The sequence below is a fragment of the Thermosipho africanus Ob7 genome (assembly GCF_003351105.1).
Classification (GTDB): domain Bacteria; phylum Thermotogota; class Thermotogae; order Thermotogales; family Fervidobacteriaceae; genus Thermosipho; species Thermosipho africanus.
Genome location: NZ_NKRG01000003.1, coordinates 102,262 through 127,775 on the forward strand (window position 1 = coordinate 102,262; position 25,514 = coordinate 127,775).

General features: G+C 31.2%; 28 protein-coding genes and 1 pseudogene. 15 read left to right on the forward strand and 14 right to left on the reverse strand.

Annotated features, from left to right (window positions below):
* Positions 1 to 92: 92 nt before the first annotated feature.
* Positions 93 to 995, reverse strand: coding sequence for a right-handed parallel beta-helix repeat-containing protein (locus tag OB7_RS04195; RefSeq protein ID WP_004101969.1), 903 nt, complete (start codon positions 993 to 995; stop codon positions 93 to 95).
* Positions 996 to 1,010: 15 nt separating this feature from the next.
* The gene (locus tag OB7_RS04200; protein WP_004101967.1) at positions 1,011 to 1,364 is read right to left on the reverse strand and encodes a hypothetical protein; all 354 of its coding nucleotides are present in this window, start codon (positions 1,362 to 1,364) and stop codon (positions 1,011 to 1,013) included.
* Positions 1,365 to 2,053: 689 nt separating this feature from the next.
* On the opposite strand from OB7_RS04200, the pseudogene OB7_RS09985 reads away from it, so the two are divergent.
* A pseudogene (locus OB7_RS09985) lies at positions 2,054 to 2,599 on the forward strand (transposase); the annotation flags it as partial.
* Between the two features lie 171 nt (positions 2,600 to 2,770).
* On the opposite strand, the gene OB7_RS04220 reads toward OB7_RS09985, so the two are convergent.
* From OB7_RS04220 to OB7_RS04230, 3 genes are read right to left on the reverse strand one after another with little or no spacing between them, the layout of a single operon-like run.
* The gene (locus OB7_RS04220) at positions 2,771 to 3,385 is read right to left on the reverse strand and encodes a phosphatase PAP2 family protein (protein ID WP_114702604.1); all 615 of its coding nucleotides are present in this window, start codon (positions 3,383 to 3,385) and stop codon (positions 2,771 to 2,773) included.
* 40 nt (positions 3,386 to 3,425) lie between these two features.
* Positions 3,426 to 3,767 carry a PadR family transcriptional regulator gene (locus OB7_RS04225; RefSeq protein WP_004101963.1) on the reverse strand — a complete coding sequence of 114 codons (342 nt, stop codon included), beginning with the start codon at positions 3,765 to 3,767 and terminating at the stop codon, positions 3,426 to 3,428.
* 25 nt (positions 3,768 to 3,792) lie between these two features.
* On the reverse strand, positions 3,793 to 4,467 hold the full coding sequence (locus OB7_RS04230) for an MBL fold metallo-hydrolase (protein ID WP_249031014.1): 675 nt from the start codon (positions 4,465 to 4,467) through the stop codon (positions 3,793 to 3,795).
* Between the two features lie 165 nt (positions 4,468 to 4,632).
* Here OB7_RS04230 and OB7_RS04235 point away from each other — a divergent pair, with 165 nt between their 5' ends.
* The gene (locus OB7_RS04235) at positions 4,633 to 6,432 is read left to right on the forward strand and encodes a beta-N-acetylhexosaminidase (RefSeq protein WP_114702605.1); all 1,800 of its coding nucleotides are present in this window, start codon (positions 4,633 to 4,635) and stop codon (positions 6,430 to 6,432) included.
* Here the strand turns inward: OB7_RS04235 and OB7_RS04240 are convergent.
* Positions 6,427 to 7,356 carry an L-lactate dehydrogenase gene (locus OB7_RS04240; RefSeq protein ID WP_346252942.1) on the reverse strand — a complete coding sequence of 310 codons (930 nt, stop codon included), beginning with the start codon at positions 7,354 to 7,356 and terminating at the stop codon, positions 6,427 to 6,429. The two genes, OB7_RS04235 and OB7_RS04240, sit on opposite strands and share 6 nt — an antisense overlap.
* 140 nt (positions 7,357 to 7,496) lie before the next feature.
* Here OB7_RS04240 and epsC point away from each other — a divergent pair, with 140 nt between their 5' ends.
* From epsC to OB7_RS04305, 13 genes are all read left to right on the forward strand, one after another.
* Positions 7,497 to 8,066 carry a serine O-acetyltransferase EpsC gene (epsC, locus tag OB7_RS04245; protein WP_114702607.1) on the forward strand — a complete coding sequence of 190 codons (570 nt, stop codon included), beginning with the start codon at positions 7,497 to 7,499 and terminating at the stop codon, positions 8,064 to 8,066.
* Between the two features lie 17 nt (positions 8,067 to 8,083).
* Positions 8,084 to 8,941 carry a PLP-dependent cysteine synthase family protein gene (locus tag OB7_RS04250; RefSeq protein WP_114702608.1) on the forward strand — a complete coding sequence of 286 codons (858 nt, stop codon included), beginning with the start codon at positions 8,084 to 8,086 and terminating at the stop codon, positions 8,939 to 8,941.
* Between the two features lie 210 nt (positions 8,942 to 9,151).
* The gene (gene purE, locus OB7_RS04255) at positions 9,152 to 9,604 is read left to right on the forward strand and encodes a 5-(carboxyamino)imidazole ribonucleotide mutase (protein ID WP_004101951.1); all 453 of its coding nucleotides are present in this window, start codon (positions 9,152 to 9,154) and stop codon (positions 9,602 to 9,604) included.
* A gap of 14 nt (positions 9,605 to 9,618) precedes the next feature.
* Positions 9,619 to 10,305, forward strand: coding sequence for a phosphoribosylaminoimidazolesuccinocarboxamide synthase (locus OB7_RS04260; RefSeq protein WP_004101949.1), 687 nt, complete (start codon positions 9,619 to 9,621; stop codon positions 10,303 to 10,305).
* Positions 10,281 to 10,529, forward strand: a complete 249-nt coding sequence (purS, locus tag OB7_RS04265; RefSeq protein WP_114702609.1) for a phosphoribosylformylglycinamidine synthase subunit PurS — start codon at positions 10,281 to 10,283, stop codon at positions 10,527 to 10,529. The genes OB7_RS04260 and purS overlap by 25 nt, the downstream gene beginning before the upstream one ends.
* Positions 10,526 to 11,158: a phosphoribosylformylglycinamidine synthase subunit PurQ gene (gene purQ / locus OB7_RS04270; protein WP_114702610.1), complete on the forward strand. Its 633-nt coding sequence runs from the start codon at positions 10,526 to 10,528 to the stop codon at positions 11,156 to 11,158. Before purS ends, purQ begins: the two co-directional genes overlap by 4 nt.
* Positions 11,155 to 12,948 carry a phosphoribosylformylglycinamidine synthase subunit PurL gene (purL, locus tag OB7_RS04275; protein WP_114702611.1) on the forward strand — a complete coding sequence of 598 codons (1,794 nt, stop codon included), beginning with the start codon at positions 11,155 to 11,157 and terminating at the stop codon, positions 12,946 to 12,948. Before purQ ends, purL begins: the two co-directional genes overlap by 4 nt.
* A gap of 320 nt (positions 12,949 to 13,268) precedes the next feature.
* Positions 13,269 to 14,909, forward strand: coding sequence for a phosphoenolpyruvate carboxykinase (ATP) (locus OB7_RS04280; protein ID WP_282956779.1), 1,641 nt, complete (start codon positions 13,269 to 13,271; stop codon positions 14,907 to 14,909).
* Between the two features lie 63 nt (positions 14,910 to 14,972).
* Positions 14,973 to 15,731 carry a protease complex subunit PrcB family protein gene (locus OB7_RS04285; RefSeq protein WP_114702613.1) on the forward strand — a complete coding sequence of 253 codons (759 nt, stop codon included), beginning with the start codon at positions 14,973 to 14,975 and terminating at the stop codon, positions 15,729 to 15,731.
* A 13-nt stretch (positions 15,732 to 15,744) separates the two neighbouring features.
* The gene (locus tag OB7_RS04290; protein WP_114702614.1) at positions 15,745 to 16,626 is read left to right on the forward strand and encodes a pseudouridine-5'-phosphate glycosidase; all 882 of its coding nucleotides are present in this window, start codon (positions 15,745 to 15,747) and stop codon (positions 16,624 to 16,626) included.
* A 100-nt stretch (positions 16,627 to 16,726) separates the two neighbouring features.
* Entirely contained in the window at positions 16,727 to 17,281 is a 555-nt protein-coding gene (gene yfcE, locus OB7_RS04295) for a phosphodiesterase (protein ID WP_114702615.1), read from the forward strand.
* Positions 17,278 to 17,880 (forward strand): IMPACT family protein, encoded by a 603-nt coding sequence (locus OB7_RS04300; protein ID WP_114702616.1) that lies wholly within the window; start codon positions 17,278 to 17,280, stop codon positions 17,878 to 17,880. Before yfcE ends, OB7_RS04300 begins: the two co-directional genes overlap by 4 nt.
* Before the next feature lies 1 nt (position 17,881).
* Positions 17,882 to 19,072 carry a pyridoxal phosphate-dependent aminotransferase gene (locus OB7_RS04305; RefSeq protein WP_012580241.1) on the forward strand — a complete coding sequence of 397 codons (1,191 nt, stop codon included), beginning with the start codon at positions 17,882 to 17,884 and terminating at the stop codon, positions 19,070 to 19,072.
* A 38-nt stretch (positions 19,073 to 19,110) separates the two neighbouring features.
* Here OB7_RS04305 and rny read toward each other — a convergent pair whose 3' ends face one another.
* From rny to OB7_RS04345, 8 genes are read right to left on the reverse strand one after another with little or no spacing between them, the layout of a single operon-like run.
* On the reverse strand, positions 19,111 to 20,643 hold the full coding sequence (gene rny / locus OB7_RS04310) for a ribonuclease Y (RefSeq protein ID WP_114702617.1): 1,533 nt from the start codon (positions 20,641 to 20,643) through the stop codon (positions 19,111 to 19,113).
* A gap of 1 nt (position 20,644) precedes the next feature.
* Positions 20,645 to 21,037, reverse strand: a complete 393-nt coding sequence (locus tag OB7_RS04315; RefSeq protein ID WP_114702618.1) for a regulatory protein RecX — start codon at positions 21,035 to 21,037, stop codon at positions 20,645 to 20,647.
* Positions 21,012 to 22,073 (reverse strand): recombinase RecA, encoded by a 1,062-nt coding sequence (gene recA / locus OB7_RS04320; RefSeq protein WP_004101931.1) that lies wholly within the window; start codon positions 22,071 to 22,073, stop codon positions 21,012 to 21,014. The genes OB7_RS04315 and recA overlap by 26 nt, the downstream gene beginning before the upstream one ends.
* Positions 22,063 to 22,635: an RNA 2',3'-cyclic phosphodiesterase gene (gene thpR, locus OB7_RS04325; RefSeq protein ID WP_004101929.1), complete on the reverse strand. Its 573-nt coding sequence runs from the start codon at positions 22,633 to 22,635 to the stop codon at positions 22,063 to 22,065. The genes recA and thpR overlap by 11 nt, the downstream gene beginning before the upstream one ends.
* 7 nt (positions 22,636 to 22,642) lie before the next feature.
* The gene (gene pgsA / locus OB7_RS04330) at positions 22,643 to 23,167 is read right to left on the reverse strand and encodes a CDP-diacylglycerol--glycerol-3-phosphate 3-phosphatidyltransferase (protein ID WP_004101927.1); all 525 of its coding nucleotides are present in this window, start codon (positions 23,165 to 23,167) and stop codon (positions 22,643 to 22,645) included.
* A gap of 4 nt (positions 23,168 to 23,171) precedes the next feature.
* Positions 23,172 to 24,455 (reverse strand): 30S ribosomal protein S12 methylthiotransferase RimO, encoded by a 1,284-nt coding sequence (gene rimO / locus OB7_RS04335; protein WP_012580238.1) that lies wholly within the window; start codon positions 24,453 to 24,455, stop codon positions 23,172 to 23,174.
* A gap of 7 nt (positions 24,456 to 24,462) precedes the next feature.
* Complete coding sequence (locus OB7_RS04340) at positions 24,463 to 25,002, reverse strand: DUF4416 family protein (protein WP_012580237.1); 540 nt, start codon at positions 25,000 to 25,002, stop codon at positions 24,463 to 24,465.
* A complete protein-coding gene (locus tag OB7_RS04345; protein ID WP_012580236.1) occupies positions 24,990 to 25,514 on the reverse strand; it encodes a hypothetical protein in 525 nt (174 codons plus the stop codon). The genes OB7_RS04340 and OB7_RS04345 overlap by 13 nt, the downstream gene beginning before the upstream one ends.

Here is a 25,514-nt window from a genome sequence, read left to right on the forward strand (position 1 = left end):
CAAACTAATTATACAATAAATATTAAAATTATCAACAAAAAAAGTCGCTATGGAATATCCCATAGCGACTTTCTAAAAATTCTTTTTATTTACTATTTCCAAAAGTATTTTCCAAAACTTTCATTTAAAATTTCTGGAGACTGTAAAATATTTGAAAAGCCTATAATCTTTCCAGAAAAATGCCTAAAGTTTTGATAAGAATCATAATCATCCTTTTTAATTACAAAATTATATGAGTTATCTTTAAATACATTTCCTACTAACTCTACTTCAGGAGAATTTGCAACTTTAAATGTCTCAACATTTAATTCAAATCTGTTGTTTATGAATTTTTGTTGTCCACTTAATATAATTGCTACATTTTCATTTTCTAAAAAGTCTGAATTGTATATATATGACATTTTGTTATTTAAAATTAATCCATTTTTCATTCCTTTCATCTCAATATTATTTGCTACAAACATTGAATCCCCAGAAAGCATTATTCCAACACTGTTAAAATTTAGACTTACATTTTTACCTGAACTACTTTTATAATTTACATCTTCAACGCTCAAATTTGAAACTTCTAAGAACGATTCTTTTTCTTCATCAGCTACACATACTACTCCATACGCATTATCAAGATTCATATTTACATTGCTCAATGAAATCTTAGAATTTAAAAGTCCAATTCCAATTGAGTTTACTGAGCCAATTTCCAAATTTTTTATTATAACATTTGAATTTTCAATATAAATTGTTGGACTCGAATTAAAAATATTTTTTGGATCTTTACCAACATAGCTTATATAAGCTCCTTCTTCACCAACTAAAGTTAAATTTTTAGATACTATCGACAAATTTTCTTTGTAAGTACCAGCTTTCAGATAAATTATGTCACCATCTTTTGCCTTATCGATAGCTTGTTGAATATTTTCCTCAACTATTATAGTTTCTGAAACAAGAATAATACTAAATACAAGTAAAAATATGAAAATTAAACTTTTTTTCACAAATATCCCCCCTTTTTAATATCCCCAATTACACGGATAAACTCTTATTACGTCCCAATCAAGACATTTCTTGCTTTCAGGTTTCCAACAAGCTCCATAACAACCTACAGAACAAGCAAGTACAGCAATTTTATTAGGAAGTACTTGACAAGCAGTTTGACAAATATTTAAACAAGTATTATCTAAATATCCTGGTTTTTCTTCCCATTTTTTACATATTGCATATGTAACAGGTTCTGTTAAACTTTCATCACATTCTCTATCAAGCTTTGGAAACGACCTAGATACTATCATTTCAAAATCATAATATTGAGAAAAGATTGTCACAGATAACACTAAAAACAATAAAATCCCCCAAAATTTCTTCATAGTCTCACCTCCCATGTAATAATAGCTATTAAAATTTTTATATAATTTTACAATCTTCAATTAAAGGAAATACAAGTCTAATATATATTATTTTTATCTTAAATCCAAGCTTTAATTTTGCTAATATTTTCAAATTATCTTAAAAAAAAAAATAACAAACCGTTTTTTATCCCGCTCATAATATTTCAATATTATCAACAAATGACTAATTTTAGTTGTTTATTGACATATTAAATATATTATTGAATATATAACAATCATTATAAACAAACAATATAATTATATTTAAAAACAATCAAAAGAAAAATAATTTATATTTAATTAATTTTAAAATATTTTATAGTTAAATTTTTTATTAATTTAACCAATAAAAACTCAATCAAATCATTTCGTCGACTTCAAAAAATGAAACAGAATAAAAATTAATAAAAAAACACTCCCAAAGTGGTATAATAAAACCAACAATGGGGTGTTTTTCTTTGGTTAAGGAAGGGAAAAAGCAATGTATCCTTTGGATATAAAACAAGAAGCCATTAAGCTTTACACAGACGAAAAACTTCCTAAGAAAGCTATTGCTTCTCTCTTAGGGGGCCTGAAAGTAGAGTACAATTGTGGATAAATAATTATCTAACATATGGCAGCACTGAACTTACAAAAAAAGAGATTAGAAAACTATATTGGAATACATAAAGAAAGCAAAAAGAAGTTTTCAAAGAAAGATAGTTCCAACCAGGCCAAGACAGGTACTGGGAATAGACATGACGAAAGTAATGACAAAAGACGCAAGATGGTAAATTACATAGCAGTAATAGACTGGTATACAAGGGAAGTACTTGGCTCACAAATAAGTCTCAGAGGAAGAACAGAAGAATGGAAAAAGCATTAAATGAAGGGTGTAAAGACGGAGAGTATGAGGAAAGAAAGTAATACAGACAAGTGATAATGGTAGTCAGCCTACAAGCAGGAGATTTATGCAAGAATGTAAGATATTAGGAATACAGCAAATATTTACAAGTTACAACAATGAACGTGGAAATGCAAATATAGAAAGGTATTTTAGAACGTATAAAGAAGAAGTAGTATGGCCGGTTGAAGAAATGAGCTGTTCAGAGTTAGTAGTAAAAACAAAAAGATACGAGATATTTTACAATAGTAGATATCCACACAGTGCATTGAAATACAGAAGCCCACGAGAGGTATACGAAGAATACTTAAACTACACAAAAGTTTCTTGATTTCTGTCCAATTTTTCGGGATGCTTTACAATAACGAAATAATAGAATATACAGTAAGTGAAAGTAACAATATGGAGTTAGTGACAAACTCAATAAAAAATGGCTTCAATGGATTACCAAAGCCATTCTGTTTAAATTACAGAGTAAATCTACACTATAGAACGATTTATTCTAATTATAATAAAAGCATTTTGAAATAGTATAACCAATAAATGCCCCAAAAATGACATCGCTAAGCCAGTGATAATTTCCTACAACCCTTGATATTGAAAATAAAATAGGAAAAATATATAATCCTTTATTATACCTTTCAGCAAGCGGAGTAAATAGGGCCCAGGCAAATGAACTATGTCCGGAAGGGAAGGAAAAATTTTTATCTTCAAAAGAAAAAGGTTTAAAAACAAAAGGACTATCGTATGCATAAGGCCTTCCTCTACCAATTGAAATTTTCATTGCATACGTTACCACCGAAGTAAAAAAAGTACTTTCAAGTATAGTGTATGAAAGTGCAGGATCATCAAAATAAGTAATTCCTGCAGCAAGTGCAGTTAAAATTAAAAAATCTTTCTCATCTAAATTGTTAATTGTTTCAAAACAAAAATTATCAAACTTAGAAAGCTCTAATCTTTTAACTTTTCCATCAACCAAGAATGTAGTTGAAAATAGCAATGGCTCTTTAATATCGAACTGTAATGCACTTATGTCTTTTTGTGTTTCATCTAAAATGTTAAATGTAAAAGAAAAAACTTGAAAAAACAGTAAAACAAATAAAAATAACTTTTTCATTTATAACACCCCTGAAATGTTATAAAAATACTAATATCAGTTACATATCTATTAACTTTTTAGCCTCAATAATAAATCTGGATATAGTATTATTTATTTTTTCAAGTTCTTCAACACTTTTTGCTAAATATTCAAGGCCTTTAGGTGTGATATAATATACTTTTTTAGAAGGTCCTTGATTTGTATTATCCCATTCAAACCTCAAAAGCCCTTCTTCTTCAAGCTTTGAAAGAATTCTATAAAGGTTCCCCATCTGTCCAAGTCCTGTAAGTTCTATACCAAATTCTAAAAGTTTATTTGCTATTTCATATCCATGCAAAGGACTTTGTGCTATTATTAACAAAACAAAAGGTTCAATAAACGTTTTCCTAAAGCGTCCCATTCCTCTTCTTCGCATTCCGTTAATTTTATCTCCTCCATTCATCACCAGAATTTAAAATAATGCACTTATCCTTTAATCTATTTTTCATAAATTTTATTGCATTTTCACCAGTACAATGTAGAGGTATCACTTTTAAATCATATTTTTCAAAAAGCTCAGTAATTTTTCTTATCCTTTCACTTGATGCATTTACTAAGTGAAATCCTCCTACTACATATTCTATATTATACCTTTTTATCACCTGCTCTACAATATTTTCAATACCTCTATGCGCACAACCAGTAAACAAAAAATTTTCAATTACTATGTTTATTTCATCTTCAAAAAAATCCTTTCTTCCATCTGATAATCTAAATTTCTCATCAATAATATCTTCTCTCATTTTAATATTTGTTATTATTCTAACTTCGTCAGTTGAAATATCACTATCTATAAAGTTTACTTTTAGTTCAATTTTGTTCCAATCATACGGTACTCCTGCAAATTTACTAGCACTATATCTTTCAACCAACGCTTTTTTGTGAATAAACACCTCAGGATTTGCTACATTTTGTAAAAAAATCAACCCACCAATATGATCATAATGCCCATGTGAAATTATAACTTTTTCAATCTTAGAAAAATTAATTCCAAGCTTTTCTCCGTTTTTTATAAATACATCTGTTTGCCCTGTGTCAAATAATACCCTATCATTTATCAATATAGAAAGTCCATGTTCTTTTAAAAAAGCATCTCTAGAAGTATCATTGCATAAAACTGTAATTTTAATTTTTAATCCCCTTCCAAATAATATTCTACCTATTTAAATTATACATCATTTTTGTTATATAATAGAAATAAGAAAATCAGAAGAGGTGATCACTATATGATTTTTATCCCTGCTCCAAAGAAACTAAAAATAAACCAAGGTGAATTCAACTTTCCAAGTAAACTTTTCATATCTATTCCTACAAAGTCACTACTTACAAGTGCCAAAATGCTAAAAAAAGAACTTGAAAATATTGGTATTGAATCATTCATCAGTCTTCATAATGGTGAAAAAACAGTTATTGAAAGTAAAATAAACCGCTCAAAAATTAAAAAAAATTCTGGATATATATTAACAATTTCAAATAAAAAGATAGAAATAACGGCAAATAATGTAGCTGGTGTACATTATGCCTTTATGACATTAATCCAAATTATCAAAAATTTTGGTCTAAAAATTCCTCAACTTGAAATTTTCGATTTTCCTAGCATAAAAAATAGAGGATATTTGTTAGATATTAGTAGAGATAAAGTACCAAAGCTCGAGACGTTATTTTACATTGTAGATTTACTAGCCCAACTAAAATTCAATCAACTCCAACTTTATATCGAACATACCTTTTCATATCAAGAACATGAAAAGGTTTGGAAAGACTATTCACCACTAAGTGGAGAAGATATCATTCTTCTAGACAATTACTGTAAAGAAAGATTCATAGAACTTGTTCCAAACCAGGCTTCCTTTGGACATATGGAAAAATGGTTAACACACAATGAATATAGCTATCTAGCTGAGACTTTTGAATTTGATACACCTTGGGGAGAGCATTACAATACACCATTTTCTCTCTCTCCAGTTATTGAAGATTCTATAAAATTTCTGGATAACTTATATAAAGAGTTACTTCCTCATTTTTCAAGCAAATATTTCAATATAAATGGTGATGAAACATTTGATTTGTGCCAGGGAAAATCCAAAAAATTGTGTGAAAAGATGGGAAAAGGCAAAGTCTATCTTGATTTCATTCTTAAAATTTATAATTTACTAAAAAAATACAACAAAAAGATGATGATGTGGGCAGATATAATTAAAAATTATCCTGAACTTGTAAATGAAATTCCAAATGATATAACTTTTTTAATATGGGGATATGAAAAAAATCATCCATTCGAAGATGAATGCAAATTGTTCAAAAGCAAAAAATTCTATGTATGTCCAGGAACATCATCATGGAATTCATTAATTGGAAGGTTAGAAAATTTTATTTTAAACGTTAAAAATGCAGCTGAAAACGCCGTAAAATTCAAAGCTTCTGGTTTACTTTTAACTGATTGGGGAGACAACGGCCATTGGCAACACCTTCCGATCTCACTACCGGCAATATTTTATTCAGCAGGAGTTTTTTGGGGATTTGAAGAAAACAAAGATGTTAACTTAGAAAATGCTATTAGTCTTTATTTTGAAAAAGAGGTGGCTGAAATTTTAATTGCATTAGGCAATGCATATAAATTAACAGGTATTGAATTTTCTAATTCTGCACTTTTTGCACTTGTATATATATACCCAGATAAAATAAATAAAGATTTTCTTGAAAAAATAAACGTTGAAAACTTATTATTAACAAAGCAATTCTTGGAAGAACAATTGCAAAAGGCTAATAATATTGATGACTCATTAATAAAAGAAGAAATTAAAAATAATATAGAACTTTCAATTTTGGCAACTGAGCTTCTTATTTCCACAAAAAAGGCTAATGTTAACAGTATTTCCAAGCTGCCCAGTGTTACAAAAGAAGAATTTTCAATTAGATTAGAAAAACTTATTGAAAATTATAAAAAAATATGGCTTTCCAGGAATAGACCCGGAGGACTTAAGTTCAGTATTGAAAAATTAAGCAAAATAAAAAAATTGTTATAGTTCTATTTCTTCTATTTGCTTTCTTATTATATTTTTTGAATTTTCAAACAAACTAATTTCGAATTCATCCATTTCAATTGGAATAATTCTTTCTATTCCATTTTTACCTACAATTGCGGGAAAACCTATGAAAATACCATCAATATATGTTGATGGAGTTAAGACTTTTTTCTCATCTTTAAAAATACTCTCAACAAGTTGAGCTGTAACTACTCCTATAGCAAAGTTTGTAGCTCCTTTTTTCTCAATAATTGTATAAGCTGCATTTTTAGTTTCCTCAAATATGTCTCTCAAATTTCTACAATTTTTTCTATTACATACCTTGCAAAAATCTTTTATATTTACACCACCAATAGTTGCACTACTCCAAACCATTAGTTCACTATCGCCATGTTCACCCACAATATATGCATGAACACTTGCCGGTGAAACTCCACACTGCTTTGAAACCAAAGCTCTAAATCTTGCTGTATCAAGTATTGTCCCTGTACCAATCACTTTATTTTTTGGAAAGTCTAGTTCTTTCCAAAGAAAATAAGTAAGCACATCAACTGGATTAGTTACGTTTATTATAATACTTTCATTAGCGCATTTTTTTATTTCTTTAGATATTTCTTTTATTATCTCATAGTTTCTTTTTGTTAAATCTAACCTTGTTTCACCAACTTTTTGAGCTGCACCAGCGGTAATAATAACAATATCACTGTTTTTTAAATCTTGGAAATTTCCAGCATAAATATTACATCGCTTGAGTAAAGAAGTACCATGATAAAGATCTAATGCTTCACCATAAGCCTTTTCATAATTTTTATCAATAATTACTATCTCATTAGCTATCTTTCTATGAAGCAAAGAATATGCTATGCTTGTACCTACTCTTCCTGCACCAATTATTGAAATTTTCATATTATCACTCCTTTCCAAAAAAATTTTACCACATTTTTATAAGGTAAGACTAATTAATTTATTCTGAAATAATTTTTTTACAAATAATTAATTTATATTCCACATGAATCTGTTATAATAAAAACAACAAACTAGACAGGAAGGTGATATTTTATGGGGTGCGCAAATTTTTTAAAGACTTAAAAAATACTTTTATTGCTATCAAAAAAGATAAGGAAGAAATACTAAAAAAAGATCCTTCCATTGAAAATTCATATCAAGTTCTATTCCATGTTGGATTTATCTCTTTAACATTTTATAGAATCTCCCACCTATTTTATATTAATAACCTTAAGTTTATTTCATTCTTAATTCATTTTCTATCAAGAATATTGTTTTCAATCGATATTCACCCTGCAGCTAAAATTGAACCAGGAGTAGTTATAGATCACGGAATAGGAACTGTAATAGGCTCTACTGCGTCAGTTGGTGAAGGTACAATAATCTATCATGGAGTTACTTTGGGGGCAAGAAATATTCAAAAAGGAAAAAGACATCCAGATGTTGGAAAAAACGTACTTATAGGTGCCGGCGCAAAAATTCTTGGGCCAGTCAAAATAGGAAATAATGCAAAAATAGGTGCAAACTCAGTAGTTTTAGACGATGTTCCAGAAAATTCAGTGTTTGTAGGGATTCCCGCAAAAAATATAAATGAAATAAAAAAAGAAGAAATAGAATGGATTATATAAAAGGGAGGTAAATTAATATGATTGGAAATACTCCAGTATACTTTATTGAAGAATTAGGCATATATGCAAAATTTGAACGAAACAATCCTTCAGGTAGTGTGAAGGATCGTGCAGCTTATTTTATGATAAAAGCTGCTATTAACAACAACTTAATCAAAAATGGAATTATCGTGGAACCAACTAGTGGCAACACAGGAATCTCTCTTTCATGGATTGGTAAAAAATTAGGACTTAAAACAATCTTAACAATGCCTGAAAGTATGAGTAAAGAAAGAATTGAAATTATGAAAGCATTCGGTGCTGACGTTGTACTAACTCCTGCTGATAAGGGAATGAAAGGTGCAATTGAAAAAGCAAAAGAAATAGTTGCTGAAAAAGATGCTTTTATGCCAAATCAATTTGAAAATCCTTTCAACGTTTTAGCTCACGAGCTTACAACTGGACCTGAAATACTAAGACAAACCAATTTTGAATTAGATGTTTTTGTTGCAGGAGTTGGGACGGGTGGAACAATTAGTGGTGTTGGTAGAGTTTTAAAAAAATTCTTTAACAAAAAAGTTAAAATTGTAGCTGTCGAACCTGAAAATTCAGCCGTTTTATCAGGAAAAAATCCTGGAAAACACAAAATTCAAGGTATTGGTGCAGGATTTATTCCAAAAATTTTGGATCAAACAGTTATCGATAAAATAGAAACTGTAAAAGATGAAGAAGTCCTGGATATGTTCGTATATCTCAACAAAAAGCTTGGTCTCAACGTTGGAATTTCAGCTGCAGCAAACGCACTTGTTGCTACTAAATACAAAAATTTTGGAAAAGTCCTAACCGTTTTTCCCGATGATGTTACTAAATACATGTCAATTTTAGAATCAATTTAACTTTTTTACAATCTTTTAACCATATATGAGTTGACCTAATCATAAAATACATGTTATACTTAAGTTGTACCTTTAATTTGGTCCCGTGAGGCCAAAAAGGAGTGAGAAAAATGAGTAAATTGCGCTCAATACTTTTGTTATTTAAATATTTTAGAAAAATCCCTGCCATCTATGATGGCGGGGATTTTTTGCTTTATAGGGGGTGATGAGGTGATAAGTATTATTGCAGGCAGCAAAAGTGATTCAAACATAGTAGAAAAAGTAGAAAAAGTCCTAGAAGAATTTTCAGTACCATATGAAACAAAATATCTTTCAGCACACAGAACACCAGATTTGTTGGATGAATACATTCAAAGCTGCGAAAAGAAAGGTACCAAAGTATTTATTGCAATCGCAGGTGGAGCAGCTCATCTTCCAGGGGTAATTGCTTCAAAAACATTAAAACCAGTCATTGGGGTACCTGTAAAATCTAACGACTTAGGGGGATTAGATTCTTTATTATCTATTGTTCAAATGCCAAATGACATTCCAGTTGCTACCGTGGGGATCGATAGGGGGAAAAATGCCGCATTACTTGCAATTGAAATACTTGCGTTAAGTGATGAAAGTTTATCAAAAAAACTAAAAGATTACCGCTCAAAGCTTGTGGGGAAGTATCTTTAAGGGGGGATGTATTTATGGAAGGAAAAACAAAGATTGTTGAAAATTTTGGGGATTACGTTATTTTAAATTTTAAAGATGATATCACTGCCGGGGATGGGGAAAAACATAACGTTTTAGAAGGGAAAGGTGCTATTTGCGCAGAAATTACCGCAATTTCAATGAAATATTTAAACTCAATGGGGATATATACACAATTTTTAGATTTCATTTCACCTAACAAAATAAAAGCAGTATCATTAAAAATGTTACCACTTGAAGTTGTAGTAAGGTTAAAAAAAGCGGGATCTTTTATAAGAAGATACGGGGGTAATGAGGGAGAAGAATTTAAAGAACCTCTAGTTGAATTTTTTATAAAAGATGATGAAAGACATGATCCTATGGTATGTAAAAACCATCTTGTATTATTTGAAATCTGTAATGAAAAACAAGCAGAAGAAATAGAAAAAAGTGCTAAAAAAACAGCAATTGAACTTAAAAACTTTTTTGAAAAACTTGGATTTGATCTATGGGATATGAAGTTTGAATATGGTATTGACAATGAAGGAAAAGTCTGTTTAGGTGATGAAATTTCACCTGATACTCTGAGACTTAGAAAAAAAGATGGTATATTTGATAAGGATGTATATAGAAAAGATTTAGGAGATCCACTTGAAAAATATAGGGAGGTTCTCTCAGCATGCAGAAGTTTAAATTTGTTATAGACATTCAATACAAAAGCAACGTCAGAGATCCAAGAGGAGAAACTATTGCAAGAGTTTTAAGAGAAGAAGGTAACATACCAATAGAAAGCATACGAATTGGTAAATCCATACATGGGGAAGTTCAAGCTGAAAGCAAAGAACAAGCAGAAAAATTAGTTATAAAAGCTTGTGAGGAATTACTGGTTAACCCTGTTACAGAGGAGTTTAAGGTGGAGATAAAATGAAAGCTGGAGTTATAGTATACCCAGGTTCAAATTGCGATCGAGATGCATTTTATGCATTAAAACTTTCAGGTTTTAAACCATATTTTGTTTCCACAAAGGACAATCTAGATGATTTTGAGCTTGTAATTCTTCCTGGAGGATTTTCATACGGTGACTATCTAAGACCTGGTGCTGTATCAGCAAGAGAATCATCTAATGTAAAAAAATTTGCAGAAAATGGCGGACTCGTACTTGGAATTTGCAATGGATTTCAAATACTTGTAGAAATGGGACTCCTTCCAGGTGGATTACTTCAAAATAAAAACGGAAAATTTATTTGTGAAACTGTTGAACTTGAAGTTGTTAATAACGAAACACCTTTTACATTAATGTATAAAAAAGGAGAGGTAATAAAATTACCAATTGCTCATGGCTTTGGAAGATATGTTATAGATAAGCAACCAAATGTTGTATTCAAATACAAAGAAGATGTAAATGGTTCCGATCAAAACATAGCAGGAATAATAAATGGAAATATTTTAGGAATGATGCCACATCCAGAAAGAGCCGTTGAAAAAATAATGGGGAGTGACGATGGGATAAAACTTTTTAAATCACTTTATGAATACATAAGAGGTGGTAAAAAATGAAATACTTAGACATACTCGAAGAAAGCCTTGGTAGAAAAGCCACCACAAACGAAATAGAAGCTTTTACAGTAATGTGGAGCGAACACTGTGGATACTCTCATACCAAAAAGTATATAAAAAGACTTCCACTTGTAAGTGAGGAATCGGGAAACGCAGGTCTTGTACCTCTAAATGATAAGTATTATATATCGTTTAAAATTGAAAGTCATAACCATCCAAGCGCAATTGAGCCTTACAACGGAGCTGCAACTGGTGTTGGAGGGATAATAAGAGATATACTTGCAATGGGAGCAAGGCCTACTGCTATTCTTGATTCTTTACATATGCACAAGATAATAGACGGAATAATTGAAGGAATTGCCGATTATGGAAATTCAATAGGCGTTCCAACTGTTGGCGGAGAACTAAGAATCAGTGACGCCTATAAATATAATCCACTTGTTAACGTTATGGCAGCAGGTATAGTAAAAAAAGAAAATATCATTACTTCTAAAGCAACAAGAAAAGGACAGGTAATTGTAATTTTTGGTGGAGCAACCGGAAGAGATGGAATTCATGGAGCTTCATTTGCTTCAGAAGACCTTACGGGTGAAAAAGCAAACAAACTTTCTATTCAAGTTGGTGACCCATTTGCAGAAAAACAACTCATTGAAGCATTTTTAAAAATGGTAGAAGAGGGCCTGGTAGAAGGAGCACAAGATCTTGGTGCTGGGGGTGTTCTTTCTGCTACTTCTGAGCTTGTAGCAAAAGGAGGTTTTGGAGCAATAATAGACCTAGAAAATCTTCCACTAAGGGAACCTGACATGAAACCAATAGAAATATTAATAAGTGAAAGCCAGGAAAGAATGGCAGTAATAACATCAAAAGAAAAAGCAGAAAAAATATTAAAAATAGCTAAAGATCACTTACTATTTGGAGCAATTGTCGGAGTAGTTACGGATGATGGTATATACCATGTAAGACACAATGGCAAGACCATTTTGAAAGTTCCTGCAAAATTACTTTCAAATGCTCCTGAAGAAGAAATATATGAATTTGAAAAAGATGCACTCCCAGAAAATATAGATCTTACATTTTCACCTGTTGATGCAAGCTATGTTTACACTCAATATGATTATATGGTTGGAACTGATACAATAATTAAACCAGGATATGGAGCTGCTCTCATGAGAATAAAAGATGAAGATATATACTATTCTCTTCTTACACATAGCAGAGCAGACATTGGAAAAGTTAGTCCATATTGGGGTTCTTTTATTGCTGTTATTGAAAGCGTTAGAAAAACAATAGCTGTAGGTGCCGAGCCACTTGCAATAACCGATTGTATAAATTATGGAGATCCTGATGAAGAGCCTGAAGGACTAGCTGCTATGATGCAAGGGTTGAAAGATGCCTGTGAATTTTCTAATATAAAAGTTGCAAGTGGAAATGCTTCACTTTACAATACAAACAACAAAATTCCAATTCCACCAACAATGGTAATTGGCATGGTAGGAAAAGCTACCAAGGCATTATTACCTAAATCTGGAGATGTATATATTATTGGTTGGAAAGATTTTGATCTTGAAAGAGAAAAAATTCTTTGGAATGAAATCAAAAAACAAACATCAAAAGGAAATTTTGTACTTGCTTTATCAAACTACAAAGAAAATCCAACGTACACAAAAAATTTAGGTTTAAAGATCTCCGATATCCAACACTCTCCAATTCACCAGCTAATTTTAGTAATAGGAAACGATGTAAAGAGTGACTTGCCTATAAAAAAGATAGGAAAAGCTACCCTACAGTAGTTAACTTTTTATCCTTTTTAAATTTTAAGGCTCCATTTCAAATAAATGGAGCCTTTTTATTAAAATTCACAAATAATTAACCTATTGTTCCAATCATTAATCTTTTCTCTATCCACTCCAAGTTAATATTCCTCTCTTAAATCTCCCTGATTTAACTTTTTCAAAATCTTAAGTTTTTTAAAATTAGTTATATTCTTTCATTTTCAGACAAAATTTCTCCAAATAATTTTTATTCTTTCATTTTCTAATTTATAATATTCGATTATGTATTTTTATACTCTCCACTTTACTGTTATAATTTCCCTTGTCAGAGGGGAGGGATGGTGTTGGCAACAAAGCAATATTTCAAAATCAATGAAATATCAAAGGAAAATTCACTCTTTTCTAGAATGAGAGTTACAATTGAAACAGCATTCTATGGCAACAACGTCGAAATCATTACAAGCCCAAAAGAAGCATACAAGCTTGCTAAAAATTCTCCTGGTACAATAGTTACAAGCTGGAAAGTTTACCAACCAGAACTTTTAGGTCTTGACAAAGATACAAAAGTTCTTCTCTTCAATGATGGTACTGTCACTGGAAGGTATGCAGCAGGTAGAAGGATCATAGGAGATCCAAATATAGACAATAAAAAATACGAAGAAATTGTAAGAGAAGCAGTTTACAACTCTAGACACAAAAAAATGTATCATGGAATATCTTTTACTGGACTTTCTAAAGAGTTCATGGTTAAAAATCACTTACTAATTCCAGAAGGACATGAAAATTTGTTATATAACTGGTTGCTGAATTTTCAATATCTTTCCTTGGAATACGAAAAAATGTATAATGAGTCCCATATTTTTAATGAAGGTGATATCTACGTTTTTGCAGATCCTGATTGGAAACATCCAGATTATCCATTAGGACTCGCTATTTTTGATCCTCAACATAACTGTGCTGCTATACTTGGAATGAGATATTTTGGGGAATTAAAAAAAGGAACTTTAACCCTTGCATGGAGCATTGCAAATAGAAATGGATATGCTTCCTGCCATGGTGGATTAAAAAGATTAAAAAATGAAAAAACTGATTTTGTTGCTGCATTTTTTGGATTATCTGGTTCAGGAAAATCGACACTTACACACGCAAAACATAAAAATTATGATGTAACTATTTTACACGATGATGCCTTCATTATATCAACCAAAGATTTATCTTCAATAGCACTTGAACCATCTTATTTTGATAAAACTGCAGATTATCCAACATCCAAGGAAGATAATAAATACCTTCTTACCATTCAAAATTGTGGGGCAACAATGGATGAAAATGGAAACATAGTACCTATAATGGAGGATATTAGAAACGGAAATGGACGTGCAATAAAATCAAAGCTCTGGTCACCAAATAGGGTTAATAAAATAGATTCTAAGATTAATGCTATATTCTGGCTTATGAAAGATCCAACACTTCCACCTATAGTTAAAATAGAAAATCCAGTACTCTCTTCAACCATGGGCGCATTACTTACTACAAAAAGAACATCTGCTGAAAAATTGGATGATGGTGTTGACCCAAATGCATTGGTATTTGAACCATACGCAAATCCATTTAGAACTTATCCACTTTCCGAGGATTACCAAAAATTCAAATTACTCTTTGAAAAAGGGGTAGAAGGATACATCTTAAATACCGGTTACTTTTTAGATAAGAAAATCCCAAAAGAACTGACAATATCGCTTGTAGAAAAAGTAGTAGAAGGTTCTTTAAAATGGTATAAATGGTTTGGAGATTTCTACATAACACGTATAGAAGGCTTTGAATCTGAGATGAATGACATTAAATATATTCAATCATTAAAAGAAAGTTTCAAAAGAAGAATAGAATTTGTTAAAACAAAAGAAGTAGAAAATTCCGGTAAAGATAAATTACCAGATGAAGTGTTAAAAATATTAGAAGAATTAATACCAAACATTTAGAGTAAATTCCCCGCATTGTGGGGAATTTACTTTATGATATAATCAACATAGGAGGTGAAATCCATGAAAAAATTCCTTTCATTATTTTTAACTATTTTTAGTATAATTATTCTCTCAAACTCTGTTTTTATCTACCCTGTAGATAAAGAACTACCGGATAATCTATTTCAATATGAAGGAACAAAAAACAACATGGTTTACTATTTAAAACTTTTTGAAAATAACCAAGAAAAGGGATATATAATAAAAGGTTGGTACTTTACACCGAAAAGTGCTATTGAAACTACTAAAATTTTAATTAGATTCAACAATGAAGAACATAACTACACTATTAAAACATTAAGAAAAGGAAACTATTCTATTATTCCTTCTTTTTTAATAATTTGTCCAAAAAATGCTACCGTTATAATTGGAAATTATGAAATTGACAAAAAGCAAGTAACAAAAAATGTAGAAATAGGTGAAATTATGACACCAGAATTTAGAGAAATGGGAATTTACGTCTTTACTATAGAAAATAAGATAGTCTTAAAAGACACATTTTCAACTAACGACGATATTTTTATTGTCGTATCAATGGGGCTCAAAAAAACTGGAGGATATTCACTTGAACTTGAAAATTATGAAATAAAAGAAAACCAGATCTTAATCAACCTTGTATTAAATGAACCCAAAAAGGGTGAAATGGTCACCCAAGCATTTACAATCCCAACATACAGACTCAATATTGGAAAACTTGAAAAAGGAAATTACGTGATAAAGGTGAATGTAAAGAGTGGAAATAACGTTTTAAAGTTTTCAAAAGAAATAGAGGTAAAATAACGGAGGTGTAATTTTGATCATTTCAGAAAAAGTCCAAAAGGCTCTTGAAGAAAACAAGCCAATTGTTGCACTAGAAAGTACAGTAATAGCTCACGGTCTTCCATATCCAGAAAATCTCAAAGTAGCACAAGAATTTGAAGATATCGTTTACGAAAATGGTTGTGTTCCTGCAACAATCGGTATATTAAAAGGTGAAGTTATTGTAGGTCTTTCAAAAGAACAACTAATTGAACTTGTCGATGATAATCCAATAAAAGTAGGAACAAGGGAAATTTCCTACGCCATTGCAATGAAAAAATCTGCTGCAACTACTGTTAGCTCCACTGCAAAGATTGCTAGTCTTGCAGGAATAAAAGTATTTGCAACAGGTGGCATCGGTGGAGTACATAGAGGGGAATGGGACGTTTCACAAGATATTATAGAACTTTCAAAAACAAATATAATTGTGGTTTCGGCAGGTTGTAAATCAATACTTGATATAAAGAAAACACTTGAATTTTTAGAAACTTTTCAGGTCTTAACTGTGGGCTACAAAACTGAATATTTCCCAATATTTTACAACGGACTTTCAAAAGAAAAAATATATAAGGTAGAAAGTGCAGATGAAATTGCTAATATTTTTAATGAAAAAAATAAACTTAAATTAGAAAGTGCACTTTTGGTTGCAAATCCAATTCCAGAAGACTATGTTTTAGATAATAATGAAATAGAAGGTTATATAAAAATAATAGAAAAAGAGATAGCAGAAAAAGAAATTCACGGAAAAGAAGTTACCCCCTATATGTTAAAAAGACTTGTAGAGCTTTCAAATGGTAAAACTCTTGAATCAAATATAGCTCTCTTAAAGAACAACGTTGAACTGGCATGTAAAATTGCGCAAAGCTTAAAAAAATAGAGTTCTATATATTTTTGCCCTATTTTTTACAAAAATAAAGAATTTTACAAAAGTGCCTATTAAAAAAATATTTGTTATATTCTTATTAAGGGGTGAAATAGTGAAAGTACTAGTTATTTCAGATACTCACGGTTCAGTATATTATTGGAATAAAATCAAAAAAATTGCAGAACAAGTTAATGAAATATTCCATCTTGGAGATGTTTTATACCATGGTCCAAGAAATCCTCTCCCAGAAGGCTATAATCCAAAAGAACTTGTAGAAGAACTTAAAAATTTTAACATCAACTACATAAGGGGCAACTGTGATGCAGATGTTGATGTTAAGGTATTAGGATTGCAGGAAATGCCAAAGCAAACTATGGAATTTTTTAAAGATATTCCAATCTATCTTTTTCATGGTGAAAGCATTGAAAATGATAATTTTGATGTTACAAGCTTTGCAAAAAATCATAATGTTAGAATAATTCTACATGGGCATACCCATATTCCTAAAATTGAAGAAAAAGAAGGAATAATAATTGCAAATCCGGGTAGTCTTTCTTTGCCTAAAGGAGGTTACCCTCAAACATATATGATTATTGATCTTTCAAATACTCCTAAAATTACAATATATGATTTGGATAATAAAGAGGTGTTAAGCAAGACAATATGAATTATATAAAATATAAAACAATATTTGGAGTACATGAACACAAAAAAAATATAGAACGCTCTATATTTATTGCCACTCTTTCGCACATTGAAAGCCAAGAAGAAGCTAAAGAGTTTATAAGAGAGATTTCTAAAAAATATAACGATGCAACTCACAATTGCCCTGCATATAGAGTAATTGAAAATAACCAAATAATAGAATTTTCTTCTGATAATGGTGAGCCTTCTGGAACTGCCGGAAGGCCGATTTTAGGTGTTTTAAAAAAATATGATCTTTTAAATGTTGCGGTTGTCGTAACTAGGTATTTTGGTGGAGTAAAACTCGGCGTTAGAGGCCTTATTGATGCCTATTCTTCAACCGTCGATGAATTAATTTCTAATTTAAAAGTAACAACACTTGTACCCGTACCAGTTTACATAATTAAAGTTGGGTACTATGAGTATGGAAAAGCAATGCAAGATTTGCACTATAAAGGATACGAAATAATAAACACTGAATTTTTTGAAACCTTTGCCCATATTAAAATTAGAGGAACTAAAAAACCTGAAGAATACAATGTTTTAGATGAAAGCATAACATACATTAAGGAGGAGGAGTAAAATGATATCCAAAAGGGCTCAAAATGTCCCAGCAAGTCCTATAAGAAGGCTTGTACCTTATGCAGACGCAGCAAAAGCTAAGGGAATACATGTATATCATCTTAATATAGGCCAACCTGATATTAAAACTCCAAAACAGTGGCATGAATATATTCAAAAATTCAAAACAGAGGTAGTTGCATATACTCACTCTCAAGGTATAAAACCACTTAGAGAAAAATTCGCAGAATACTATCATAAATGGAATATAAATGTTGAACCTGACGAGATCATGGTTACAAACGGAGGAAGTGAAGCAATATTATTTGCATTAGGTGTTGTATGTGATCCAGGTGATGAAGTAATTGTTATTGAACCATTCTATGCAAATTATGCTGGCTTTGCCGCATACCTTAATGTTAAACTTGTACCAGTAACTGCAAAACCAGAAAACGGCTATAGAATGCCAACAATGGATGACTTTGAAAAAGTAATTTCACCTAAGACTAAAGCAATATTATTCTCCAACCCGTCAAACCCTACAGGTGTTGTTTATACTAAAGAAGAACTAGAAATAATTGCAAATATTGCAAAAAAATTCAATTTAGTAGTTATATCCGATGAAGTATATAGAGAATTTACTTTTGATAACACAAAAGCAATTTCAATGTTTGAATTTGAAGAACTAAGAGAAAATAACTTGATTATTGTAGATAGTTTATCAAAAAGATACAGCGCATGTGGCGCAAGAATAGGAACATTTGTAACCAAAAATAAAGATTTTTATGCTGCTGCATTAAAACTTGCCCAAGCAAGGCTTTGTCCACCGGAAATTACTCAATACGGCGCAATTGGTTTGTTAAACACCGATGAAGAATACATGAAGAATGCTATGAATGAATACAGATTAAGAAGAGATGTGGCATACGATGAAATTAGTAAAATTCCAGGAATTATTGCTCATAAACCTCAAGGTGCATTTTATCTATCCGCCAAACTTCCTGTAGATGATTCAGAAGAATTTATCAAATGGATGCTCTCAGAATTTAATGTAGATGGAAAAACTACAATGGTAGCACCTCTTTCTGGATTTTACGCAACTAAAGGACTTGGAAAGAGTGAAATTAGAATCGCATATGTACTTGAATCTGAAAAACTAAAAGATGCAATTAATATAATGGCAAAGGCAATTGAAGCATATAATAACAGATAAGAAAAAATCCCCCTTCTTTTCATGAAGGGGGATTTTCATTACTTTGCGTAAGCTACACTTCGTTTTTCTCTAATTACCACAACTTTTAAAACTCCTGGATATTGCAGCTCTTCTTCGATCTTCATAGCAATGTCGTGGGACAATTTATCAGCCAAAACATCATCAACTTTATCTGGTTGTACTATAACCCTTACTTCTCTACCAGCTTGAATTGCATATGCATTTTCAACATATTTAAAGCTTTTTGCAATTTCTTCAAGTTTAATAAGCCTTTTAATATAATTCTCAACGTCTTCTCTTCTCGCACCCGGTCTTGCAGCAGATAATGCATCTGCAGCTGCAACAATTACAGCTTCTGGGGTCATCGGCTCTTCTTCACCATGGTGAGCCATTATCATATTAATAACTTCTTTCTTTTCACCATATCTCTTTAATATTTCAGCACCAATAATAGTATGTGAGCCTTCAACTTCATGATCAAGTGCTTTGCCTATATCATGCAACAATCCTCCACGTTTGGCCATTTCTACATTCAACCCAAGTTCTGAGGCTAACAAACCAGCAATAAGTGCAACTTCTATAGAGTGATTCAACACATTCTGGCCATAACTTGTTCTAAATTTCAATCTACCTAAAAGTTTTACTATTTCTGGATGTAATCCTCCAACACCTGTTACAAATGTTGCTTCCTGACCTGCCTCTTTAATTATTCTTTCAACCTCGTCTTTTGCTTTCTCGTACATTTCTTCAATTCTTGTAGGATGTATTCTTCCATCTGCAACCAACTTTTCAATTGTTCTTCTTGCAATTTCCCTTCTCAATGGATTAAAACAACTTACTGTAACCATTTCTGGTGTATCATCTATAATTAAATCTACGCCTGTAACCTTTTCGAATGCTCTTATATTTCTACCTTCTCTACCAATAAGTCTTCCCTTCATATCATCATTTGGAAGCATCACAGTACTTACTGTTACTTCTCCAGAATACTCAGGTGCATACCTTTGAATCGCATCTGCTATAACCTTTTTTGCATATTTCTCAGCATCTTCTTCATACCTTGTCTTAATTTGAGAATAAACCTTTGCAATTTCATACTCATACTTTTCACGCGCTTCATTTAAGACAATTTCTCTTGCCTGCTCTGGAGTAATACCTGCAAGTTTTTCAAAACTTTCTTCAATTTCTTTTTCTTTCTCAATTAACTCTCTTTGTTTTTCTTCCAATTCTTTTCTCAGCTCTTCTATATAATTTTCTTTTTTATCTAAAAGTTCTTCACGCTTTGAAACCATTTCTTCTCTTTTAATAAGTCTTTCTTCAGCATACTTTAATTCCTCTTCACGAGCCTTTTTCTCTTTTTCCCAATCTTCCCTAAGCTTGTGAAGTTCCTCTCTTGATTCAATAACAGCCTTTTTCTTGATCTCACTTGCTTCTTTTTCAGCCTCTTTGATAATATGTTCTGCGTCTTTTTTTGCTAATAACAAATCTTTTTCAATTTTTCTTTTAGCTACTACATAACCAACTAAAGCTCCAACAAAAACACCAACAAATGCTAATATATATATCAACATTTTATTCACCTCCAAATCCTCTTCTATATAAGTATTCTTTAGCTTTTCTTGCATCCATATCTTTTACCAATTCTCTTTTTATCTGCTCAATATCAACTTCAGATAAAACTTTTGAAATTGCATCATCAATTATGTATTCATCAACTCCAAGGTTTAAAAGCTCCCTTTTAATCAAAAATGGTCCCTTTTTTTTCAAAGTCAAAGAATCATAAGCATAAAGGTATGCAAATTTTTCATCATCTAAAAAACCTTTTGATTTTAGTTCCTCAATTGTTTTTTTTATTTCTTCATCACCATAACCTTTATCTTTTAATCTCAAATATATCTCTTTTTCTGAACGTATTCTAAACTTTAAAAGCCTTAACGCATCATTTATCAGATTCTTTTTTCTCATCGGCTTTTTCTTCACCCTTCTTAATTAAACCATGCTTTTCTCTTATTATTCCTTCTATTTCGTCCAACAATTCAGGATGTTCTAAAAGATATGCAATTGAATTATTTTTACCTTGTCCAAGTGAATGCTCTACGCCCTTCAAATCAACATATGAGAACCAACTTCCACGTCTTGTTATAAGCTGCTCATCGACTGCAATATTAAATAATTCATTTTCTCTTACTATACCTTTTCCGTAAATAATATCAACAATTGCTTCTTTAAATGGTGGAGCAACTTTATTCTTTACAAATTTTACCCTTACCTGATTTCCAACACTTTCGCTCCCCTCTGTAATTTTTCCAATTCCTCTAACTTCAAGTCTCATAGTAGCATAGAATTTCAATGCAACCCCACCAGTTGTAGTTTCCGGATTTCCATACATTACTCCTATTTTCATACGAGTCTGGTTTATAAATATCACAACTGTTTTTGATTTATTTATATTTCCTGCAAGTTTTCTCAAAGCTTGAGACATCAACCTAGCCTGAAGACCAACCTGTACATCGCCCATAGAACCTTCTATTTCTGCACGTGGAACAAGCGCTGCCACAGAATCAATCACAACAATATCAACGGCATTACTTCTCACAAGTTCATCAACAATTTCAAGTGCCTGCTCACCATAATCGGGTTGAGCTATCAATAAATCATTTACATTAACTCCAAGATTTTGGGCATATACAGGATCAAGTGCATGCTCTGCATCAATAAATGCTGCAACTCCCCCATTTTTTTGAGCCGAAGCTATAGCATGCAAAGCAATCGTAGTTTTTCCACTTGACTCTGGACCATATATTTCAATTATCCTCCCACGTGGATATCCACCAACACCAGATGCTATATCGATTGCAACAGAACCACTTGGAATAGTCTCAATATTTTGTATACTTGATTCTTCACCCAAAAACATTATTGAACCCTTACCGTAAGTTTTTTCAATCTTTCCTATAGCTTTTTTCAAAACCTCTCTTTTTTTTGCATTATCATTGCTCATTCTTTTCCAAACCTCCTTCAAATTTTACCTTGTAAAGCCACTTATAAATAGGACCAGCTGGAGTTAAAGTTGACGAATATATCGTCACCTTGTCAACTGAAACTATTGTTTTAGGAACAGTAATACCTTTTATTAACTCTTCCCAATTTTCTGGACTAAATTTTAACCTGCCAAGTGTAATATGTGGAACAAAATTACCCTTATCGTCAAAAGACAACCTGAGCTTTTTCAGCTCAGACCTCATTTCAAGATAAAGTGTTTGCAAAATTTTATCTTGGGTAACCTTCAAAAAGAATACCCGCGGTAAATGTTTAAATCTAAAAAACCCAAAATCAGAAACTTCATACGAAAAACTAGGAAAACCTGCCAACCTTTTATGCAAACGTTGGGCAAGTAAATCAACCTTTTCTTCGCTTAAATCACCCATAAAAAATAATGTCAGATGCAAATTTTCAGGACTTGTCCATGAAGCTTTAAAGCCCATTTTTTTAAGTTTTTCAATAACTTCCTCTGCTATGCTTCTTACCTCTGAATTTATATCGATAGCAATAAAGGTACGCAAATTAAAATCACCCCTTTAATATCTCTTTATTTTGTACCATATAAACCAAGCCCGATACCACGGTTAAAAACACAACTAAATAAGAAAGCAATACATTGAAAATTACCAAACTTTCAAAGCCTACAAGTTGTAAAAAAATACCAATAGTCCAAACCATCTGTGAAACAGTCTTTAGCTTTCCAAAATAATTTGCAGCAATAACCTTGTTTCCATATGCAGCTGCCATTCTTACTGTGCTTACAAGTGTATCTCTGAAAACTATAACAACTAAAATCCATGATGGAACTAATCCAAGTTGGACAAAAACAATTAAAATGCTAGTAATAAGAATTTTGTCACTCATTTGGTCAAATATCTTTCCAAAGTTAGTAACCTGATTTAGTTTTCTTGCAAAATAACCGTCAAAGTAATCACTAATAGAAGCTATTAAAAATAAAACAAAAGCACTTAAATAAAAACCATTTAATAAAAGAAAAACAATAATAGCCGTTAAAACTACTCTCACCCAGGTTATAAAATTTGGTACGTTCATAAACTCACTCCTCAACAATTTTACCTTCTAAATCGTATACATCAGCAGAGGTCACTTTTACCTTGAAAAATCCTTCTTCAAACTTTCCTGGAACAAAAATATTACCATCAATTTCTGGGGCATCCATATAGCTTCTTGCAATTAAAACACCTTCTTCTTCCTCATCAAAAAGCACTTTAAAAGTTTTTCCAACCATCTTTTCATTTATTTCGAAAGAAATCTTAGACTGTTCTTCCATCAAAATATCAAGCCTTTCTTGAGCTACTATCTCTGGAACTTTTCCTTCAAAATGATAAGATGGTGCTTCTTCTTCATCTGAATAAATAAATGCTCCAAGCCTCTCAAATCTAACCATTTTTATAAAATCTAATAACTCTTCAAAATCTTCATCAGTTTCTCCAGGAAAGCCAACGATAATACTAGTTCTCAAAACCGCATCTTCATACCTTTTCCTTATTTTTTCAACCAGCTTTAATATATGCTCAGATTTTTTTGTTCTGTTCATAAGTTTTAATACCTTGTCACTCCCATGTTGAACTGGTATATCAAAATATTTCAAAACCTTGTCATATGAAAAGGCTTCAATAATCTCATCTGTTATATGATCAGGATGCATGTACATTACTCTTATCCAAAAATCTCCAGGTATATCATTAATTCTCTTCAAAAGTTCAGGAAGCATTTGCTTTCCATACAAATCGATCCCATATCCTGTTGTATCTTGAGCAACAAGAATAATTTCCTTCTTACCAGATAAAATGAGATATTCTACTTCTTTTACAATATCATCTATCTTTCTACTCTTAAAGCTTCCTTTAAAAAGTGGAATTGTACAAAAGCTACAAGCTCTATCACATCCATCGGAAATTTTAACATATGCATACTGCTTTTCATCAACCCTGCCACCAAATTCATACACAGGCTCCGGGTTTTTAGGTATTATACTTTCTTTACCAATATTTTCAGCTATCTTTTCAGGTGGCAATATTCCAAACCATCCATCAACCTCAGGTATCTCCTTTTTTAATTCCTCTCCATATCGTTGAACCAAACATCCTGTTACGTATACTTTTAGATCTCTTTCTTTTTTTAATTCTAGATAAGTAAGTATTTCTTCAATAGATTCTTTTTTTGCTTCTAAAATAAAGCCACAGGTATCAATAACCACTGCATCTGCATCTTCAATGGTATTAACAATATTGTTGCCTTTCTTTTCTAAATAAGCCTTTAAAAGTGCACAATCTGCTTCATTTTTTGGACATCCTAAAACATCAACATAAAAATTCATATAATTTTCACCTCAAAAATTTTTTTCTTTTTTCCAAATATTTCAGTCTAATTTTTTCCAATTCTCTTTTATATTCTTCTTCTTTATAATTTGGATAAGTAAAATCATAATCCTTCCATCTTCCATTTATATACATTAACGTAGTTTCTGCATAAATCCCTTTTCCTATATATATCCTATGAGGCCACATTTTTGTAGTTGCAAGAACAAATTGCATATGATGAATATATCCCGGATCAATGTTAAATCTTCTATTACCTTTTACTGCATATCTCTGTTCAATTTCGTTTGTCATATTTTTAATATCTGCAAGCTGATAAGGATGTATAAGTCTTTCAAAACTCAATAATATTCCTTTTACTCCTTCCCCCATCTCCTTGTTGTAATATAAAGTATATTTTTCAAAATCTAATATATCAGATTTGTAATCTATCGGTCCAAATTTCTCTATTAACTCATTCTCTACCTCAGACAGCCAATATTCAACTTGCGAAGAGAAAAAAAACATTACCAAATTTACTAAATCCACACGCCTTACTTTTCCCATCCAACCACCACCTTGTATTTTTCCATAACCACCTTTTTCGTCTCTTTATTAATCTTTTTCAAAAGTGAAGGACCTTCCACTATATATTCTCCTTCATCCATAAAAAAAGTTTTTACCACTTTACCATTTACTTTTACCTCATCTCCTATCGAATTTAATCTTACTAAGGGAGTTTCATATACATTTAAAAATAAAATAACCGAACCTATAAATAAAAAAACAGTAAAGATTAGAAATATGTACAAATTAGACTTAGAAATTTTGGAATCTTTTATTCTTTTACTACTTCCCAGCTCATATAACATTATCAAATCTTCTTTTAAATTAAAAACCTCTTTTATCTTTCTAAGATGCTCTTCTACAATAGAAGGTTCCCCAGAAAAGTTCCCTTCATAATATTTCCTGAAGGTATTTATATCTATTCCAACCCTTTTAGAAAACTCCAATAACGAAAGATTAGAGGATATTACCTCTTTTTTTAAAATCTCTGATATTTCCTTCCATCCATCCAT